General features: G+C 34.8%; 19 protein-coding genes. 12 read left to right on the forward strand and 7 right to left on the reverse strand.

Features of this window, described 5'->3' with window-relative positions; genetic code table 11:
• The first annotated feature begins 9 nt into the window (after nt 1-9).
• From ABH959_RS20280 to ABH959_RS20325, 10 genes are all read left to right on the forward strand, one after another.
• Nucleotides 10-1,386 carry an ABC transporter substrate-binding protein gene (locus ABH959_RS20280; protein ID WP_404493090.1) on the forward strand — a complete coding sequence of 459 codons (1,377 nt, stop codon included), beginning with the start codon at nt 10-12 and terminating at the stop codon, nt 1,384-1,386.
• Nucleotides 1,387-1,805: 419 nt separating this feature from the next.
• Nucleotides 1,806-2,510 carry a metallophosphoesterase family protein gene (locus ABH959_RS20285; RefSeq protein ID WP_002029682.1) on the forward strand — a complete coding sequence of 235 codons (705 nt, stop codon included), beginning with the start codon at nt 1,806-1,808 and terminating at the stop codon, nt 2,508-2,510.
• A gap of 212 nt (nt 2,511-2,722) precedes the next feature.
• Nucleotides 2,723-3,394, forward strand: coding sequence for a response regulator transcription factor (locus ABH959_RS20290; RefSeq protein WP_002091066.1), 672 nt, complete (start codon nt 2,723-2,725; stop codon nt 3,392-3,394).
• A gap of 11 nt (nt 3,395-3,405) precedes the next feature.
• Nucleotides 3,406-4,641, forward strand: a complete 1,236-nt coding sequence (locus ABH959_RS20295) for a sensor histidine kinase (protein WP_404448651.1) — start codon at nt 3,406-3,408, stop codon at nt 4,639-4,641.
• A 234-nt stretch (nt 4,642-4,875) separates the two neighbouring features.
• A complete protein-coding gene (locus ABH959_RS20300) occupies nt 4,876-5,697 on the forward strand; it encodes a transporter (protein WP_404493091.1) in 822 nt (273 codons plus the stop codon).
• 43 nt (nt 5,698-5,740) lie between these two features.
• Nucleotides 5,741-6,469 carry a C39 family peptidase gene (locus ABH959_RS20305; protein ID WP_404493092.1) on the forward strand — a complete coding sequence of 243 codons (729 nt, stop codon included), beginning with the start codon at nt 5,741-5,743 and terminating at the stop codon, nt 6,467-6,469.
• Between the two features lie 405 nt (nt 6,470-6,874).
• Complete coding sequence (locus ABH959_RS20310) at nt 6,875-8,473, forward strand: sensor histidine kinase (protein ID WP_404493093.1); 1,599 nt, start codon at nt 6,875-6,877, stop codon at nt 8,471-8,473.
• A 1-nt stretch (nt 8,474) separates the two neighbouring features.
• Complete coding sequence (locus ABH959_RS20315; RefSeq protein ID WP_404493094.1) at nt 8,475-9,182, forward strand: response regulator; 708 nt, start codon at nt 8,475-8,477, stop codon at nt 9,180-9,182.
• 122 nt (nt 9,183-9,304) lie between these two features.
• The gene (locus tag ABH959_RS20320) at nt 9,305-10,651 is read left to right on the forward strand and encodes a 2-hydroxycarboxylate transporter family protein (RefSeq protein WP_404493095.1); all 1,347 of its coding nucleotides are present in this window, start codon (nt 9,305-9,307) and stop codon (nt 10,649-10,651) included.
• A gap of 59 nt (nt 10,652-10,710) precedes the next feature.
• Nucleotides 10,711-11,913: an NAD(P)-dependent malic enzyme gene (locus tag ABH959_RS20325; protein ID WP_404493096.1), complete on the forward strand. Its 1,203-nt coding sequence runs from the start codon at nt 10,711-10,713 to the stop codon at nt 11,911-11,913.
• Between the two features lie 202 nt (nt 11,914-12,115).
• Here ABH959_RS20325 and ABH959_RS20330 read toward each other — a convergent pair whose 3' ends face one another.
• From ABH959_RS20330 to ABH959_RS20340, 3 genes are all read right to left on the reverse strand, one after another.
• Nucleotides 12,116-12,238 (reverse strand): hypothetical protein, encoded by a 123-nt coding sequence (locus ABH959_RS20330; protein ID WP_404493097.1) that lies wholly within the window; start codon nt 12,236-12,238, stop codon nt 12,116-12,118.
• A gap of 120 nt (nt 12,239-12,358) precedes the next feature.
• A complete protein-coding gene (locus ABH959_RS20335) occupies nt 12,359-12,883 on the reverse strand; it encodes a DUF4871 domain-containing protein (RefSeq protein WP_002029695.1) in 525 nt (174 codons plus the stop codon).
• 206 nt (nt 12,884-13,089) lie between these two features.
• Nucleotides 13,090-14,016: a DMT family transporter gene (locus ABH959_RS20340; protein WP_404493098.1), complete on the reverse strand. Its 927-nt coding sequence runs from the start codon at nt 14,014-14,016 to the stop codon at nt 13,090-13,092.
• Nucleotides 14,017-14,136: 120 nt separating this feature from the next.
• Here ABH959_RS20340 and pdxR point away from each other — a divergent pair, with 120 nt between their 5' ends.
• Nucleotides 14,137-15,537 (forward strand): MocR-like pyridoxine biosynthesis transcription factor PdxR, encoded by a 1,401-nt coding sequence (pdxR, locus tag ABH959_RS20345; protein ID WP_404493099.1) that lies wholly within the window; start codon nt 14,137-14,139, stop codon nt 15,535-15,537.
• Between the two features lie 33 nt (nt 15,538-15,570).
• Here pdxR and ABH959_RS20350 read toward each other — a convergent pair whose 3' ends face one another.
• From ABH959_RS20350 to ABH959_RS20360, 3 genes are all read right to left on the reverse strand, one after another.
• Complete coding sequence (locus ABH959_RS20350; protein WP_002029700.1) at nt 15,571-16,083, reverse strand: GNAT family N-acetyltransferase; 513 nt, start codon at nt 16,081-16,083, stop codon at nt 15,571-15,573.
• A 146-nt stretch (nt 16,084-16,229) separates the two neighbouring features.
• Nucleotides 16,230-17,678, reverse strand: coding sequence for a sensor histidine kinase (locus ABH959_RS20355; protein ID WP_016093368.1), 1,449 nt, complete (start codon nt 17,676-17,678; stop codon nt 16,230-16,232).
• A gap of 77 nt (nt 17,679-17,755) precedes the next feature.
• Nucleotides 17,756-18,427 (reverse strand): response regulator transcription factor, encoded by a 672-nt coding sequence (locus ABH959_RS20360; RefSeq protein ID WP_002010439.1) that lies wholly within the window; start codon nt 18,425-18,427, stop codon nt 17,756-17,758.
• 333 nt (nt 18,428-18,760) lie between these two features.
• On the opposite strand from ABH959_RS20360, the gene ABH959_RS20365 reads away from it, so the two are divergent.
• On the forward strand, nt 18,761-18,883 hold the full coding sequence (locus tag ABH959_RS20365; RefSeq protein WP_002029704.1) for a hypothetical protein: 123 nt from the start codon (nt 18,761-18,763) through the stop codon (nt 18,881-18,883).
• Nucleotides 18,884-19,245: 362 nt separating this feature from the next.
• On the opposite strand, the gene ABH959_RS20370 is transcribed toward ABH959_RS20365, so the two are convergent.
• Nucleotides 19,246-19,752 (reverse strand): GNAT family N-acetyltransferase, encoded by a 507-nt coding sequence (locus ABH959_RS20370; protein WP_000405886.1) that lies wholly within the window; start codon nt 19,750-19,752, stop codon nt 19,246-19,248.
• Between the last annotated feature and the right edge of the window lie 90 nt (nt 19,753-19,842).

Consider the following 19,842-nt stretch of genomic DNA (forward strand, 5'->3'; position numbering starts at 1 on the left):
GGGATTGAGATGAGTTTATTGAAAAAAAGTGCTGCTCTTTTAATGGCAGCCACAATGGCATTAACCGGCGCAGCTTGTTCAAATAGTAAAACAGAGGGGAAACCTGAAGCACAGGCAAAAGTAGCTCCAGTTGAAAAGAATGGTGATAAAACTGTAATTCGTTTCTGGCATGCAATGGGTGGAAAAACACAAGGTGTACTAGATGGGCTTGTTGCAGACTATAATAAGTCGCAGAATAAATACGAGATAAAGGCAGAGTTCCAAGGAACATACGAAGAGTCTTTAACGAAATTTAAAACGATGTCTGCAACGAAAGAAGCGCCAGCTCTTGTTCAATCGAGTGAAATTACAACGAAGTATATGATTGATAGCAAAAAGATTACGCCTATCGATAGCTGGATTAAAAAAGATAAGTACGATACATCAAAATTAGAAAAAGCAATTACGAACTATTATTCAGTTGATGAAAAAATGTATTCTATGCCGTTTAATTCATCTACACCAGTATTAATTTATAATAAGGATGCTTTCGCGAAGGCTGGATTAGATCCAGAGAAAGCTCCGCAAACATATGATGAGTTAAAAGAAGCGGCGGAAAAGTTAACGATTAAAGAAGGCGGAAATGTAAAGCAGTATGGATTTTCAATGCTGAATTATGGTTGGTTCTTTGAAGAGTTGTTAGCGACACAAGGTGCTTTATATGTAGACAACGAAAACGGCCGTAAAGATGCTGCAAAGAAAGCGGTATTTAACGGAAAAGAAGGTCAAAAAGTATTTGGGATGTTAGATGAATTAAATAAAGCTGGTACACTTGGAAAGTATGGAGCAAGTTGGGATGATATTCGTGCTGCGTTCCAGTCTGGACAAGTTGCTATGTATTTAGATTCTTCAGCTGGTGTTCGTGATTTAATTGATGCATCTAAGTTTAATGTAGGCGTTTCGTATATTCCGTATCCAGAAGATTCGAAACAAAATGGTGTTGTTATTGGCGGTGCATCATTATGGATGACGAATATGGTTTCAGAAGAAACGCAGCAAGGTGCTTGGGACTTTATGAAATATTTAACGAAGCCAGATGTACAAGCAAAATGGCATACTGCAACAGGATATTTCTCAATTAATCCAGATGCATATAATGAGCCGTTAGTAAAAGAGCAGTATGAAAAGTATCCGCAGTTAAAAGTAACGGTAGAGCAATTACAAGCAACGAAGCAATCTCCAGCAACTCAAGGTGCATTAATTAGTGTATTCCCAGAATCAAGAGATGCAGTTGTAAAAGCATTAGAAGCAATGTATGACGGAAAGAATAGTAAAGAAGTTTTAGATGAAGCTGCAAAAGCAACAGATAGAGCAATTAGTATTTCAGCTCGTACGAGTCAAAAATAAGAGAAAGCCGCATCCTTTTTCAGGATGCGGCTTTCTTTATTGGGAGATAAGGGATCAAAGAAATGATGAAGTCTTATCTCGTTTATATGAGTAAAGGGTCTAGAATGAATTTTGTCTTTTTCATTATTTGTTTAACTCCATTGCAACTTGTTTCCCATTTACGAAAACCTCTGCCACCGCTACTACAACTTCCATCACTTTTTTCATATCTCATCTCTCCTTGTTTTTTGTTTCATTTCTTACTTTTAGTATAAGGAAATGCAGTAATTGCAACCATCGAATTGGATGACAAGAGACTTACATTGTTGTAAGGATAATAGTTTTATTTGTAATAAATGCTATTTCGGATTGTGATTCAGAAATTTCTGTCGTTTTAATCTATAATTAGAAAGAGAATGGTTTAGAAAGAAGGGGAAGAAATGAAGAGAATACTTGTTATTAGTGATATTCATGGAGAAATAGAAAAGTTCGAACAGTTATTGGAAGAAGCTCAATACGATGCAAGACAGGATCAATTGATTTTATTAGGGGATTATGTAGATCGTGGTCCAAATGCGCGTGCAGTAATTGAAAAGGTAAAAGAGTTAAAAGAAGCGGGAGCCCTCGTTCTAAAGGGCAATCATGAAGATATGATGATCAAGGCGTTAACGACTGATGAGGAACGTTCATGGAACCATTGGGTAAAAAGGAATGGTGGAGATAAAACGTTATATAGCTATGGATTTGTAGAAGAAGACATTGCGGTTAATGAGGAAAACTTCCAAAAACCGATTTTACAATCTCATATATTAGAGGAACATGTAACGTTTATTCAAGAATTAGATCATTACATTGAAACAGAAGAGTATATCTTTGTACATGCTGGTGTTGAGCCGATGAACCGAGTTTCTGAATCTGAACCATATACGTTAATGTGGATCCGTAATGAATTTCATAATGGATATAGCGGCGAAAAGGTTGTTGTATTTGGCCATACGGAAACAAAAACGCTTCATGGTAGTGAGAATTGCGGAGTGTATTTTGGTAGTAATCGTATTATTGGAATTGATGGCGGTGCGGTTTATGGTGGTCAGTTAAATTGTTTAGAATTGCCGAGTAAAAAGGTGTATGTAGTAAAAAATTGAAAGAGATAAGGGTAATCTTATTTCTTTCAATTTTTTATTAAGCAAAATTTAAGAAAGAGCCTTTATAATAAAGGTTCAAAATTTTATATCGAGCAAAACTTTAGAAGGAAATAGTTGAAAATGAAATTACATAATATGATTACATTATTTCGTTATGAAGAGAAGAGATGCAATAATAAAGAGAGTTGAAATAGATTGTGGAAGGTGAGAATATGCGCTTACTTGTAGTAGAAGATAATGCCTCGTTATTAGAGTCTATCGTACAAATTTTACGTGATGAATTTGAAGTGGATACGGCAATGAATGGGGAAGACGGCTTGTTTTTGGCGCTGCAAAACATTTATGATGCAATTTTGCTTGATGTGATGATGCCAGAAATGGACGGATTTGAAGTGATTCAAAAAATACGTGATGAAAAGATTGAAACGCCAGTCCTGTTTTTGACAGCGAGAGATTCTTTAGAAGATCGAGTGAAAGGATTGGACTTTGGTGGAGATGATTATATTGTTAAACCGTTTCAGGCCCCTGAATTAAAAGCGAGAATTCGTGCATTACTACGCAGAAGTGGTAGTTTAACAACACAGCAGACCATTCGCTATAAAGGAATTGAATTGTTCGGAAAAGATAAAGACATTCAAGTAGATGGACAAGGTATTAAACTGACATTAAAACAATACGAGCTACTAGAGTATCTCATTCAAAATAGCGGGAAGATTTTAATGCGTGAACAAATTTTCGATCGTGTTTGGGGATTTGATTCAGATACGACAGTAGCAATTGTAGAAGTGTATGTACATCATTTACGTAAAAAATTAGAACCATTCGGTTATCAGAAAGATATTCAAACCGTTCGTGGTATTGGATATATATTAAAAGAACAATGAGAAAGGGAAGCATGTTTCAAAAAACACGCATTCGTTTGACTATAGTAAATTCATTAGTTTTTATCGTATTAATTGGGGTATTAGGCAGTATAATTTATTTATACACATATAATCGAATTTATGGTGCAGTAGATAAATCATTTGAAAAAATAATTGAATATAAAGATGGGGTTAAATCTAAGAATCCTCCAAAGGGAGGCATGAAAAATATTCAAATTGGGGATCCAAGAGTCATGAAGTTGTTCTGGAAGGGAAATACAATCTCAATGGATGAGAAAAACCCTAGATTTTTCTCTATTTTTACAGAGAATATTCCAGCTTTTGCGCCAAAGAAATTAGGAGTTCTTCAGGATATAGAAGTAAAGGGGCATTATTTCAGAACATTAGCGTTTCAGGATGACGGACAAATTGTGCAAATCGTACGTGATACAACAGCCGAAAAAGAAATGATAAATACTTTATTTTTAATTCTCGTTATAGGTTGCAGCATAGGAAGTCTATGTGCAATAGGAATCGGCTTTTTCCTAGCGGGTAGAGCACTCATACCGATTCAAAATTCATGGGAGAAACAGCAGCAGTTCGTTTCGGACGCATCGCATGAATTAAGAACACCACTTGCGGTTATTCAATCAAAAACAGATGTATTATTCCAGTCACCATCTGCGACGATAGAAGAAAAGGCGATGGATATTTCTACAATTTCAAAGGAATGTAGACGGCTATCAAAACTAGTTAACAATTTATTATTGTTAGCACGTTCGGATTCTAATCAAATCGAGATGGATAAGAAAACATTTGAAGTGGATAAATTGTTAGAAGAAATAGTAGATCCATATAAAGAGATTGCTTCTTATCAAGAAAAAGAGATGATATTAAAAGTAGAACGTGACATATCGTTTATTGGCGATAGAGAGAGAATTCATCAATTGATGGTCATATTGCTAGATAATGCAATGAAGTATACGAATGAAGGTGGACATATTCAAATTACTTGTATGCAAACGAGTAGTTCGATTCGCATACAAGTGAAGGATAACGGGATAGGAGTTAAAGAAGTGGATATTCCAAAGTTATTTGATCGTTTTTATCAAGGAGATAAAGCAAGAAGTCCATCAGAAGGAGCGGGGTTAGGTCTTTCAATCGCTAATTGGATTGTAGAAAAGCATTATGGAAAAATATCGGTAGAGAGCAAATGGGGAGAAGGAACTTGTTTTGAAGTGATTTTCCCTAAAAACCAAAGAATATAAGTGAGAAGACGATCTTGTTTTTACAAGGTCGTCTTTTTTTTAAGGGAAAGTTAAGAAACGACTTGTATCATGTATTACATAATGGAAACTTGTGATGGAAAGAAAAATTGTAAGTTTTTTTGAATGAACTGGATAAATCATAAGGTTATTTCTAACAGAGATGAAGTTTATGTATAGTATAAAAAAAATTATGGGAAAGCTGGGAAAAGAAAGCGTGAGAGGGAGGAAGAAGTCTTGAAAAAGAAAATGATGACGGTATTCACTATTGGAGTAATGAGTTTAAGTATATTAGGGGGTGCCTCTCCTTCTGGAATGAAAAAAGGAAAGACAGATTACACGCAGCGTAGTAAAGAACAATTAAATGATGGGAAAATACATGCAATGCATACGGAAGAAAAAGCGGAAAAGTTAGGCATTGAAACGGATGGGAAAGAACAAATTACGTTAGAAAAAGAAATTCATGAGACTGAGGTAGGAAGAGAAGCAGAACAATTAGGTATTTCGGCAGAAGGAAAAGATGTCGGAACTCTTTCAGAAGAAATCTATGAAACAAAAGTGAAGCAAGAAGCGTCAAAACTAGGCATATCTATAGATAATACATCGATTGTGAATTTGATTACTCAAATTAATACGATTAAAATTAATGATGAAGCGGATAAATTAGGTATTTCGACAAATGGAAAAGAAATAGAAGACATTGCGGAAGAAATCTATGGAACGAAAGTAAGAGAAGAAGCAGGAAAGTTAGGTATTTCTCAAAAAGGAAAAGAGATGGAAGATTTAGCACAAGAAGTGTACGAACAAAAAGTGCAGGGAGAAGCAAAAAAATATCATATTGATTTATACGGCAAAGATATATATCAAGTATTAAGAGAAATTAATGAACAAAAAGTAGTAGAAATGGCAGATGAGCTGGGTATGGATAGAGCGAATTTGAATATTCAAGATTTAGCGGAGAAGATAAATCTTGAACAACCTGAAAAGGGAAAAGAGCTTAAGTTTGTTCCTATGATTCAAACAGATGCTGATGCGTTTTATTCGTATTTAACGAATTAAAAAGGGCGTGAGAGTGATACGAAAATGGAAGTGGTATATATGTATGTCCGTACTATGTATAGGGGTATGGGGTGCATATACAAATGGGATTACAGAGTATGTGGAGAAAGTAAAGGGATTACTATTATCAAGTATACAAAGTCAAAAACGAATAGAGTTTAGTAATAACGATGAAAAAGTCATGTTATCAAATGTGCCTTTAATTCAGCAGTTACCAGAGTTAGATAGAGGCTGCGAAGTAACAAGTTTAGCGATGATGTTACAATATGCGGGTGTTTCTATAGATAAGATGAAATTAGCGAGTGACATCAAAAAGGTAGATTTTTTAGACGATGGTGTAAGAGGAAATCCGAATGAAGGATTTGTGGGGAACATTTATACGTTTTCTGAATCGGGATACGGTGTATATCATGGACCGCTTTTTCAATTAGCAAAAAAATATTTACCGAATGAAGCTATAGATTTAACAGGAAAAAGTATAGAAGAAATTTATAAGAGTGTAAAATCAGGACAACCGGTAGTCATGATTACAAATGCAACATATGCCCCACTAGATGAGGAGGAATTCACTATATGGGAAACAAATGGTGGAGATGTTTCTATTACTTATAATGAACATTGTGTTGTACTTATTGGGTATGATAAGGAATCTGTATATATTCGAGATCCACTTAATGATAGTCCGAATATAAGCGTACCGAGGGAGAATTTTGAAAAGGCTTGGATACAGATGGGGAGCCAAGCAATTAGTTATGTGAAAAGTTCAAAGTGAAGTAAGGGAATAAGAGTATACGAATTATAAAGAAGGTTTTGTGAGAAGTGTTTTAAAGAAGAAAAATTGATAAGAAGAAAGAGAACTTCTATGTATGGAAGTTCTCTTATTTTGTAATTTAAACTTTTAAGAATAATTACATATGTAAAAATGCATAATCAGCAAAAAAAAATACGTGTTATTATTATATTTTGTTTCCGAAATTAATCGAGCAGCAGAAACAATGAAAGGTTTAGCTGCGATGAAAATGAAGTAACGAATGCTATTGATGAAATTGCAAAGGCTACAGAAGAACTACAAGCAATGACTAGTAAATTTAAAGTATAATAACAGCAAATAAGTAAGGTGAAAATAATATCACCTTACTTATTTTTATATTCAGTAATTAGGGGAGTCATTAACGGGATGAAAAAAAGAAAAAGACTATGGAATTTATGGAAAACGATTACATTGTTAGTTTGTACAGTTGTAATTTTTTCTTTACTTGTTACAGATATATTAATTAGTCATAATGTAGAGCGGACAACGGAGGATAGCCAGGCAGAGAAAGCGAAAACAATTGCACATATTGTGGCGAATGATTCGATTGTAATCGATGGTTTGATTGGGAAAGCAGATACTTCTGCAATTCAAACGTATACAAATAGAATATTAAAAAACACAGGTGTTCAATTTATTGTAGTTATGGACATGAATGGAATAAGAAAATCACATCCAGATCCTCAAAAAATAGGTCATCATTTTATTGGGGGAGATGAAGGGCCTGCATTGAAAGGAAAGGAACATGTATCGCTAGCAGAAGGAACTTTAGGTATTTCAATGCGAGTGTTTGTACCTATATTTTCTGAAACAGGTGAACAACTTGGCGCGGTGGCCGTTGGTATCTCGGCAGATAATGTAAAAGAGAGAGTTAAGGAAAGTAGACATATTATTTATATCGGTGTCGGAGTTGGAGTATTAGTCGGACTTATAGGAGCAATATTGCTAGCTAGGCATATAAAGAAAAGTTTATTCGGTCTTGAGCCGCACAGGATAGCGAAAATTCTTGAAGAAAGAAATACAATGTTACAATCTGTAAAAGAAGGCATTATTGCTGTAGATAAAGAGGCGAGAGTAACATTAATTAATAATGAAGCGAAACGGCTATTTAAAAAAAGTGGACTGGAAGAAGATTTTATTGGTAAAGATGTTGAGTTGTATATGCCAAATTCGCGTATAAAAGAAGTGTTGCAAACGGGAGAGGTACAATTAAACGAAGAACAAAATATTTATGGAATTACGATTGTGACGAATCGTGTTCCTTTATATGTAAAAGGAGAAATAGTTGGCGCAATTGCAACATTTCGTGATAAAACAGAGATTAGAAAATTAGCCGAGGAACTAACTGGTATTAGGCTATATGCGGAAGCATTACGGGCACAATCTCATGAGTTTATGAATAAGATGCATGTCGTATTAGGGCTTACACATATGAAACAATATGAAGAATTACAAAAGTATATAAGCGGCATGGTATCAGAGCATCAATATGAAATTGGTGGGGTTATGAAAAGAATAAAAAGTCCAGTATTTGCTGGATTTTTACTAGGTAAACTTAGTTATGCTAGGGAGAAAAATATAAAGTTAATTATAAGTGAAGATTCTTACTTGCCGGAAATATATGATGAAAGTATTACTCATGAACTTATTACGATTGTAGGGAACTTAATAGATAATGCATTAGAGGCAGTGATACATTGCAAAAAGAAACAAGTTGAAGTTGGGATACAATATCAGAATGCATTAACTATTACAGTGCAAGATACGGGGAAAGGTATAGAAGAAGACGCAGTGGATGCATTATTTACAAAAGGTTATTCCACAAAAGGGGATAATCGCGGTTATGGTTTGTATCTTGTAAAAGAAAGTATACAGCGAATAAATGGGGAAATTTATGTGCAGTCATTGTTAGGAACGGGAACAACAATAACGATTGAAATACCTAAAAGTAGGGATGAGAGATAAAATGATCAAAGTTTTGATTGTAGAAGATGATCCGATGGTTGCGATGTTAAATACGCATTATTTAGAGCAAGTGGGAGGGTTTGAACTTGTCCATGCAGTTAACTCAGTTAAAGAAGCGATAGAAGTGTTAGAGAAGTCACGAGTAGACTTCATATTACTTGATATTTTTATGCCTGAGGAGACTGGATTTGAGCTTTTAATGTATATTCGAAATCAAGAAAAAGAAATTGATATTATGATGATTTCAGCTGTACATGATATGGGAAGTATTAAAAAAGCATTACAATATGGAGTTGTAGACTATCTAATTAAACCATTTACATTTGAACGCTTTAAGGAAGCATTAACGGTGTATCGAGAAAAATTTACTTTCATGAAAGAACAACAAAAAATTAGTCAATCGGAACTAGATTCACTAATTTTACAAAAAGACAAAAGAGAGGCTCTTGTTACTAAAGAGCTTCCAAAAGGGTTAACAAAGCAAACATTGCAACTAATTTGGCAGAAAATCGAATCGCTTCATGGACAAGCGTTCACAACAGATGAGATGGCGCAATTAGTAGGGGTCTCAAGAGTTTCTATTCGAAAGTATGTAATGTTTTTGACTGAAATTGGAGTATTAGAGAATGAAATGGTGTATCAACATGTAGGAAGACCTGTGAGTAAATTAAGATGTATTGACCAAAATAAAATAAGTTTTTACGTATAAGCGACTTATTATAAGTCGCTTATACTTTTTTTAATTACAAAACCAATTACAAAACTTACAAAAACTATTTTTACTATTGAAAGCGTTTTAATATTGTTATTAAGAAAACAAGGGGGTGCCATATGGGAATTCAAAAGAATGTGGAAGCGGTATCATTTTCTGAAGGCAATGAATTGAAAAGTGAATCTTTCGCTTCTAAAATTATGAACGTTAAAATCGGTGTTATACCTTTACCGTTATATGTAGTATTGGCTGCTATTATTTATGGAGCATCTGTATATAATAAATTACCAGCAGATATGATTGGTGGTTTTGCAGTTATTATGATCATGGGTATTTTCTTAGGTGACATTGGGATGAGAATTCCAATTTTAAAAAATATCGGTGGTCCAGCAATTCTCTCATTATTTATTCCATCGTTACTTGTATTTTTTAACTGGATGAATCCAGCTTCAATGGAAGCTGCCACTATGTTAATGAAAAAATCGAACTTTTTATATTTATATATTTCTTGTTTAGTAGTTGGAAGTATTTTAGGAATGAACCGGAAAGTGTTAGTACAAGGTTTCGTTCGCATGTTTATTCCTTTAGTAGTAGGAACGTTAGCTTCTGTAGCAGTAGGCTTATTAGTCGGCTCACTATTTGGATTTGAAATGAAGCAGACATTCTTCTTTATCATTGTACCTATTGTGAGTGGTGGTATTGGAGAAGGGATTTTACCATTGTCACTAGCTTACAGCGATATTTTAAACGAATCATCAGCAACGTTTGTATCACAGCTTATTCCGGCAGCTATTATTGGGAATATGTTTGCAATCGTGAGTGCAGGGTATATGAAGCGTTTAGGTGAGAAGAGACCTGAGCTTAGTGGTAACGGTGTATTAGTGAAAACAGATAATCAAGCAGAGTTATTAAAAGAACAAAATACAGAGAAGCCAATTGACTTCTCATTAATGGGAGCAGGTCTATTAATTGCGTGTACGTTCTTCATCTTTGGAGGATTTGCTTCTAAGTTCATCGGTATTCCAGGAGCAATCATTATGATTTTCTCAGCGGCACTTGTGAAATACTTTAAATTAATGCCAGCAAAAATGGAACAAGGAGCATTCCATTTATATAAATTTATTTCAAAGAATTTAACTTGGCCATTAATGGTCGGATTAGGATTGCTATATATTCCGTTAAAAGACGTAGCAGCAGTTCTTTCTGTAGGATATGTTGTTGTGTGCGCATCGGTTGTTCTTACAATGGTAGCGTCAGGTTTTCTTGTAGGGAAAGTGATGAAAATGTATCCAGTTGAATCAGCGATTGTAACTGGATGTCATAGCGGTTTAGGTGGAACTGGAGATGTTGCTATTTTATCAGCTTCAAATCGTATGGAATTAATGCCATTTGCGCAAATTTCGACGCGTTTAGGCGGGGCAGCAATGGTTGTAACAGCGACAATCTTATTAACAATGTTTTCATGATCAAACAAGCTAGCTATATTCATATAGCTAGCTTGTCAAATTAAGGGGAGATTATAAGTATGTTAGAAAATCAAATTAATGAAAGATCATTGTTATTGCATAAAGAGTTAGTAGGGAAAATTGAGATTACAAGTAAGGTAGAAGTAAATACAGCGGATGATTTAAGCCTGACTTATACACCAGGTGTAGCGGAGTCTTGCAAAGCAATTGCGGCAGATGAAGAAACAGCGTATGACTATACAGCAAGAGGGAATATGGTTGCAGTTGTTTCAGATGGAACAGCAGTACTTGGTTTAGGGAATATTGGGCCAAAAGCGGCTATGCCTGTTATGGAAGGGAAAAGTATTTTATTTAAGACATTTGCGAATGTAGATGCTTTCCCGTTATGTTTAGGGACGACTGATGTGGATGAAATCGTTACCCTTGTTAAAAATTTAGAGCCTACATTTGCAGGAATTAATTTAGAGGATATTGCAGCACCACGCTGTTTTGAAATTGAAAGACGATTAAAAGAAGAAACGAATATTCCTGTATTTCATGATGATCAGCATGGGACGGCTATTGTCGTTTTAGCAGCTGTTATTAATGCACTAAAAGTTGTAAGTAAACAAATGAATGATGTGAAAATTGTTATTAACGGTGCGGGCTCGGCAGGAATTGCAATTGGAAAATTATTATTAAAAGCTGGCGCAAAACACATTACGTTAGTTAGTTTAGAAGGTATTGTTTGTGAAGGTGAAACATGGATGAACGAAGCGCAAATCGAAGTTTCAAAGAAGACAAATCGAGAATACGTACGTGGAACATTAAAAGAAGCAATTCATCAAGCTGATATTTTCATCGGTGTATCTGCTCCAAACGTATTAACGAAAGAACTTATACAGACGATGAACGAGAAACAAATTGTGTTTGCAATGGCGAATCCAATCCCAGAAATATTCCCAGAAGATGCATTAGAAGCTGGAGCTGCTGTAGTTGGAACTGGTCGTTCTGATTATTCAAATCAAGTAAATAATGTATTAGCGTTCCCTGGTATATTCCGTGGTGCATTAGACGTGCGCGCGACTGATATTACAGAAGAGATGAAATTAGCGGCAGCATATGGGATCGCTAACATAATTACGGACGAAGAGCGTAATGCGAATTATGTAATTCCAAATCCATTAGATAAAAGAGTTGTTCCAAGTGTTGCAGAAGTAGTAGCGAAAGCAGCCATTGATTCAGGGGTGGCACAAATTACGAAAATGCCAAGTTATAAATAGTCAAAAGCAGTGCCTTAAAAAGGCACTGCTTTTTTTGAGATAAGAAATCAAAACAATGAAGAAGTGTAAATTTATTCAAGCCCCGTTCATTATTTATCCCGCATTAAGGGGCAGTAAGACTCCCAACTCGAAATTCAGTGGATGCAAGGAAGTTAGTTGGGAGATCCACTGCCCGTAAAAGCCCGATTGGTTCAACTAATATTCAGCGGGGGATGGGGAAAACCCCCACTGAATAAAGTTTCACTTTATTTAATTCCATTGCAACTTGTTTACCATTTATTAAAACCTTAGTTACTGCTACGATCACTTCTATCATTTTTTTCATCTCTCATCTCTCCTCGCGTCATTTCTTACTTTAAGTATAAGAGAAGAGAGATAATCCACCTATCGAAGTACGTGACGTAGAAATTACATTGTTGTAAGGAAGTGTTTCAGTTTTGTCACTTTATTCGGCATTGATTACAAATTGATCATAATATCTTTCATTCACATATATGTTTAATACCCATAATCCAGATGAAGGTAGTGACATTACGAGAGGGAGTTCCTTTACGGTTGTATCGACTGTATTTGAAGTAGTCCAAGTTTGTTTGGAGGTTTCTTTTTGAAAGAGTACTGGTGTTGGAGTTGTAGTTCCTTGTTTTAACGCGATAATAGATAGTTTTCCAGTTGGCATTTCAGGATCCAGGAAGAACCACATTATTTCATTTTGCTCATTTGCGATAATAGAGCTATCAGCCATTGCAATTTTTCTTTCAATGCCTTTTAATGGTATTTTTCCTTCTACGAATGATGGTGCTTCTTCCCAATTTACATCTTTTAAGACACTAAGGTGAAAAAAGGAAGGTGCGTTAATTTGAGAGGATGACGTTTCTATTACTTCTTTTTTAGGTGCTGTTGAATCGGGTTGCGATTGCGCGCAGCCAGTAATGAGGAAGGAGAAAAGTAGCATAGTTCCGATTTTTTTCATGGTGCCACACTCCTAAATTTTATTGTTAGTGTAATTGTATTTGCTAGAAGACGAGACAATTCCTTTAAATCATAAAAAGAGGTCGTAAGTTTTGTACGACCTTTTTTGACATTTTCTATCCCGCATTAACTGCCCGTAAACGCCCGATTGGTGCGGGCTAATAATCAGTGGGGATGAAAAAACCCTCCACTGATTAAAGTTTCACTTTATATTTGCTCAGTTGAAAAGGTTGGTTCTCTCTCTTTTTGAGGCATTGTTAAGAAAATAACAGAAAGAACGATACATACTCCGCCTAATAATTGATATGCTCCAAAAGATTCATTAAGCCAGGTGATTGAAACGATGGCAGCTACAAGTGGTTCAATGCTAGATAAAATACTTGTTTCTGTTGCTGCTAAATATTTAAGACTCCCGATATAAAGAAGGAAAGAAAGAGTGCCACTTATAATGATAAGAATAAGCATAGAAAAAGTTTGAAGTGTGAAAGTTTGCGAAATCTGATTCCACCCAAAAGAACGATTACAAATAAGCAGTGCAATCCCTCCAATTAACATCCCCCAGCCAATTACTATAGTTGTTCCGCATTCTTTAATAAGGGAAGCCGGATGAAGGGTATAAAACGCAAAACCAATCGCTGTTAATAGACCGAAAGTAATAGCTGCTTTAGATAAAACAATATTTTCAATTGATCCGTTTGTAATAATAAAGTATGTCCCTGTTAGAGCAGTTATAATTGCGAGTATTTGCATAGAAGCAGGGAATTTCTTTTGCTCAAACGCAACGTAAATGGTAATAAGAACAGGGCCTAGAAATTGAAATAGCGTTGCCGTTACGGCATTACTAATATGAACTGTTTCGATAAAAGCGTACTGCGCACCAAGCATGCCAAGAATAGAGAAAATAATAAGCTGTATAGAATGTCTAGGGTGTCTCCAAATTTGAAATATGTTTTGTTTCTTTATTAGTAAGAAAGACAAAATAAATACTCCTGCAAGCAACAAGCGAATTGTTAAAAAATCAATTGATGATACGTTCGTATGTTGAAATAGCCATTGAATCATCGGTCCAGATAATCCCCATAATGTGGCTCCTGTAATAATCATAATGAGTCCGATACGTCTACTTTTGTTCATGATCATGCATCTCCTCTTTAGTATTTGATTTTTTATGTGTGACATGATAAAAGGAATTATATATAAAATCTGGTACTGTAAAAAGTATCAGATTTTAGTTTTATTAAGGGGTCAGATATTATGTTAGAATTAACGCCTAATTTAAATATGAATAGTAAGAAGGCATTGTATGTGCAGTTGTATGAGTATATAAAAAAAGAAATTAAAGATGGAACGATTCTATCTTTTACGAAATTACCGGCTAAGAGGAAGCTAGCAACATATTTACAAGTAAGTAAAAATACAGTAGAGGCGGCTTATGAGCAACTTCTTGCCGAAGGATATATTGAGTCGATTTCTAGAAAAGGTTATTTTGTATGTGAAATCGAGCAAATGATTCATGCGGAAGGTAGCGAAGAGGTAATAGAGGAAGTACCTTTTCAAGAGCAGGTGTATAAATTTGACTTCACTCAAACGGGTGTGGATACTAGTACTTTTCCGTTTCATGTATATCGAAAAATTACGAACGAGGTATGGCAATTTGAAAATAAAGATTTACTTTTTATTGGACATCCGCAAGGGGAGGTAAGTTTACGAGAAGCAATCGCGAGCTATTTGTATGAATCTAGAGGTGTGCGATGTTCGGCTAGTCAAATTGTAATCGGAGCTGGTACGCAAATATTAGTGAAGTTGTTATTTCAATTGTTAAAAGGAAGTGGTTATGCAGTTGAAAATCCAGGCTACCACCGGAAAATGGTTGTTTTTGAGCAAGGGGAACAAAATGTCCAAATGTTATCTTTAGATAAAGATGGTATTTGTATTTCAGAGTTAGAAAATAGTTCAGCTAATATTGTGTTTGTTACACCTTCTCATCAGTTTCCATATGGGATGATTATGCCTATCACGAGAAGGATGCAGCTTTTACAATGGGCGAAGAAAGAAGAAGGTAGGTATATTGTTGAAGATGATTACGATAGTGAATTTCGTTATTCGGGAAAACCTATACCGGCACTGCAAGGGTTAGATAGAGATGGGAAAGTAATTTATATGGGGACGCTCTCTAAAGCGCTATTGCCATCATTACGGATGAGTTATATGGTGTTACCAAAATCCCTCATTAAGCAGTATCAAGAGCAATATTTATTTTACACACAAAGCGTTTCAAGAATGGATCAAGAGATCATTAGGAAATTTTTAAATGACGGGCATTGGGAAAAACATATTCATAAAATGCGTGTTGTGTACCGAAAGAAGAGAGACCGTCTTATTTCTGTATTAGAAAAATATTTTTCTAATCGCATTGAAGTAATAGGGGAAGATTCCGGCCTACATATTTTATTAAAAGTGCATAATGGGATGGAAGAGAAAGAATTAATGGAAGCTGCAGCTGAAAGGAGTATTAAAGTGTATCCTGCTTCGATATATTATAAGGAAGGGACTTCTCCCAAAAGTACAGTATTGCTCGGATTTGCGACTTTATTAGAGGAAGAAATTGAAGAGGCCATTCAATTATTATATACAGCATGGTTTACAAGAAAGTAAAAAACATCCTCATAAATGGAGGATGTTTTTTTATTATTTTTCTTCATCTAGGAAAAGAACCATATGCTCTTCATCCCAATATTGTCCGTTATATTTTAATGAACGTTCTTGCACACCAAATGTCTTAAAGCCTAATGACTCATAAAGTTTTTTTGCACCATCGTTTCCGACAACAACATCAAGCATAACTTGCTCTACTTCTAAAGATTTAGCAAGCTCAAGACATTCTTTAATAAGTGCTTTTCCCGCTCCAAGTCCGCGTGCTTTTGGAGACACGTATACTGAACCGATTTTTGCTTTATGTTCTTGTTTTACATATGGTTTCGTTTCCAGTGTTGCAACTCCGATTAAAGTGCCATCTTTAAATGCACCTAGTGTATAGTTCTCATCTTGTGCTAATTTTTGGGCTTTATATTCAATAGCACACTCTTTATTAATAATATCTTCATAAGAAGAGCTGAAAGCTTCCGGATTTTGTTTTAATCCTTCTACTCGAAGTTCTAAGTAAATTTCTGCTTCGTCTTTTGTTAATACATGGATATCCAATTGTATCACCCTCCAAATCTTTGACAGTTATACCTATATTTTATATTGAAATAAGAATAATTTCAAAAGCTTAGCTTATATGAGCTGGTTTTATAAATAAAATAGCACCAGTAGTGTTGACTACTACTGGTGATTTCACGCATATATTATTCAAATGGTAATTCAATTATAAATTCTGTTCCGACTTCTACTTCACTTTTAACTTCAATAGAACCATTATGAAGTTCTACAATTTCTTTTGCAACAGCCAGTCCGATACCTTTTCCACCTGTAGCTCGTGTTCTAGATTTATCGACACGATAAAAGCGATCGAAAATGTGTGGGATATCTTCTTCAGGAATACCTTCACCTTCATCTTGTATACTTATTGTAAAAGTATTCGCACTGGCTACTAGTACACGTATTGTTATAGAAGTGTTTTCTAGCGAATGTTGATAAGCATTATGCAATAAATTTAACATCACTTGTTCCATACGCCTTTCATCTATACAAACTTCTAAATCATTTTTACAGTATACATGAATTTGCATTTGTTTGTTCGTTAATGTTGTTTTTGTTTTTTCAACCATGCGTTCTAAAAATGGCCTCAGGAGCATTTTTTGTTTTTTAATAACGAATTGATGTTGCTCTAATTGTACGAGCATAAATAAATCTTGTACGAGATCAGTTACACTATCCGTTTCGTCTTCAATGATTTGTAAGTATTCTTCACGTTCTTCTTTCGTTAGAGAATCTCTTTTTGCTACCTTTGCATAACCTTTCATATAGGTTAATGGAGTTAGTAATTCATGCGCTACACTAGCGAGAAATTCGTTTCGTTCTTTTTTCATATACGTAAGTTCACTAGATAAATCTTCAATCGTTTTTGCTAAACTTCCAAGTTCATCATTTCGTTTAATTCCTAATTGAATCGGCTTATTTAATTTCGACATTTTTTCTGTCGCCCGCTTCATTTTTATAAGCGGTTCTGTAATAACACGAGAAAAAACAAAGACAGAAATAGTTGTTAAAATAAGTGTTAAAATACTCACGATAATGAATTGATCCATGAGTTTAAGTAGCATATTTTCTAAGAAGGATGTTTTTAATAACATATGTAAGTTACCTTGAAATCCATTTATTTCAAGTGGGCTTACTGTTGAGATGAATTTCGATTTTTTCCAGTTTTTTTCTACAATCAACCCGCTTTTAGGAATAGTTTCCGTTTTACAAGTAAGTTGTTTTTGCATTTCTTTCGTTACGGGTTCTGAGGTGGAAATGATTTTGCCGTTATTGTCAGTTATAATGATAGTGATATCGGTATTAGCAATTAATTCTGATCCAATTAATTCTTCAGCTGCATGCTCGATAGTGAACTCTTGATACCAAGGGCGTTTAGGACGTTCGGTGTTTGGAGTTTGTTTAGAATGTTCATTCCATTTTGCTCGGTTTACAATTTTGTCACGATACCGATTGCCTTTCTCTAATAGAGCAACGGTTTCCTCTTCAACCCGCATTTTTGAAAGACTTTTATAAAAAGATACGAAAGCAATTGTCTCAATACATAAAGCTAATATTAAAAAGTATGTCCCAACTTTAAGGGAAAGTTTGCTCATTTTCTCACCATACCTTATTTCATATAAAGTGAAACTTTAATCAGTGGGGTTTTATCAATCCCCACTGACCGAAGTAATTATTCACTTTTCCATTTATATCCGACTTTATAGACGGTTTCTAAGTAATCTTCAACTGGAAATTCTTTTTTGCGTAATTTATCACGGATATTACGAATATGTGAATCGATAGTTCTGTATTCGATGTCTGTTTGATAGCCCCAAATTTTTTCAATTAAATCATCACGGCTGTAAGCACGGTTTGTATTTTGTAAAAAGAGTCCAAGTAACGAGAATTCAATAGGAGTTAGTGAGATTCTTTCACCATAAACTGTAACAGTATGTTTCGTTTTATCCCACTCAATACCATTGAAGCTAACAAAGCCATCTTTCTTCGTACGGCGTAATATAGCCTCGATTCGCGCGACTAATACATGCTCATCAAATGGTTTTGTAATGTAGTCATCTGCTCCCATAGTCAGACCTTTGACCATATCATAATTTTGGTTGCGAGCTGTTAGCATAATAATTGGAACGTTGGAAATTTGACGGATTTGATAGCAAGTATCCCACCCATCCATATTCGGCATCATAACATCTAATAAAATAATATCGAAGTCCTTTTGTTCGATTAATTCTAGCGCTTCAAGGCCAGAAGTAGCTTTCATACAAAAATAGCCACGAGGGCTTAAGAACAGATCTAACAATCGTAACATACGTTCTTCATCGTCTACTAATAAAATTTTCACCATAATCTTGTGCACCCCAAACTATTCATTCTACTTGTATAGTTTACATGAAAATAATAAAAAACTCTTTTTATGTGATTGAATGGATGGCTGATTTTTTCAATCAGGGCAATTGACATAAAAAATGCACTAGTTTTGCACAACTATTTTTTATAATAGAAAACGTAGCGACACAAATACCCTATGTTGCGACATAACGTCATGTCATTTTATTTATAAAATGACAATTCCATTCTATTGTGTATGTGAGATAGAGAGGGTTTTCGTATTCACCTCGCATCGGATAAGAAAAATTTCCTATCTCACACTTTTTTTAATATAAAGGGGATTGTACACATGAGTAAAAAAGTAGAACGTTTACAAAAAGAAAAGCAAGATCGTAATGCGATTGTAATGTGTGTTGCGGTATCTATGCTTATTATGATAAGTTGTGTAAATAAATTTTTCGGGATTTTATAATAGAAAAAAAGCTTATTGCTTCTTAAGAAGCAATAAGCTTTTTTAATGTGTTCTATATAATAAACCAGGGTAGAATTGCCAGTCCAGAAGTTACAATTGCTGTAGCAAATATTAAAAAGATAGCTTGTTTGTTTTGTTTCATGTTACATTCTCCTCTACATATCAATTGCATGCTATACGTTCATTTAATAATTAGCGGGAGACGGATCCTCCTCGCTGAGTGAAGTTTCACTTTATATTTTTAGTATAACGAATGGAAAGGATTGGAACGATCGATAAAGGTGACATGAAGATTACATTGTTGTAATGAAAAAAGCATCTTAATTAATAAGAAGATGCTTTTGAAAAATTATATTAAAATGTTAATTATTTAAGAATAAAACCATATGCTCTTCGTCCCAATATTGGCCATTATGTTTTAAGGACCGTTCTTGCACACCGTAAGTTTGGAAGCCGAGGGACTCATATAATTTTTTTGCAGCAGTGTTATCAGCGACAACATCAAGCATAAGCTGTTCTACATGTAATTTATCGGCATTTTCAATAATCGCTTTAATTAAAGCTCGTCCTGCACCGAGGCCACGCGCTTTTGGAGAAACAAAAACTGAGCCGATTTTTGCCTTATGCTCTTGCTTAATAAATGGCTTTGTTTCTAGAGTAGCAATACCGACTAAATCATTATCTTTGAAGACACCTAGAGTATACTTATCCGGATTGCTTAATCGCTTTGCCATAGCAGCGACAGGGTTTTCATGTTTAAGAACATCTTCATAAGAGGAGCTAAAAGCCTCAGGGTTTTTCGTTAAACCTTCCATACAAACTTTCAAATAAATTTCTGCGTCCTCTGTTGTTAATAAGCGAATTTCCATAGTTGTAACCTCCTAGATTGATTCAAATTTAATTCATTAACTTTGTAAGATTAAGTTTAGTTAAATGTATTCTGTGACTATTCTTTCTTA

The sequence above is a fragment of the Bacillus sp. RC51 genome (genome assembly GCF_044908115.1).
Taxonomy (GTDB): Bacteria; Bacillota; Bacilli; order Bacillales; family Bacillaceae_G; genus Bacillus_A; species Bacillus_A mycoides.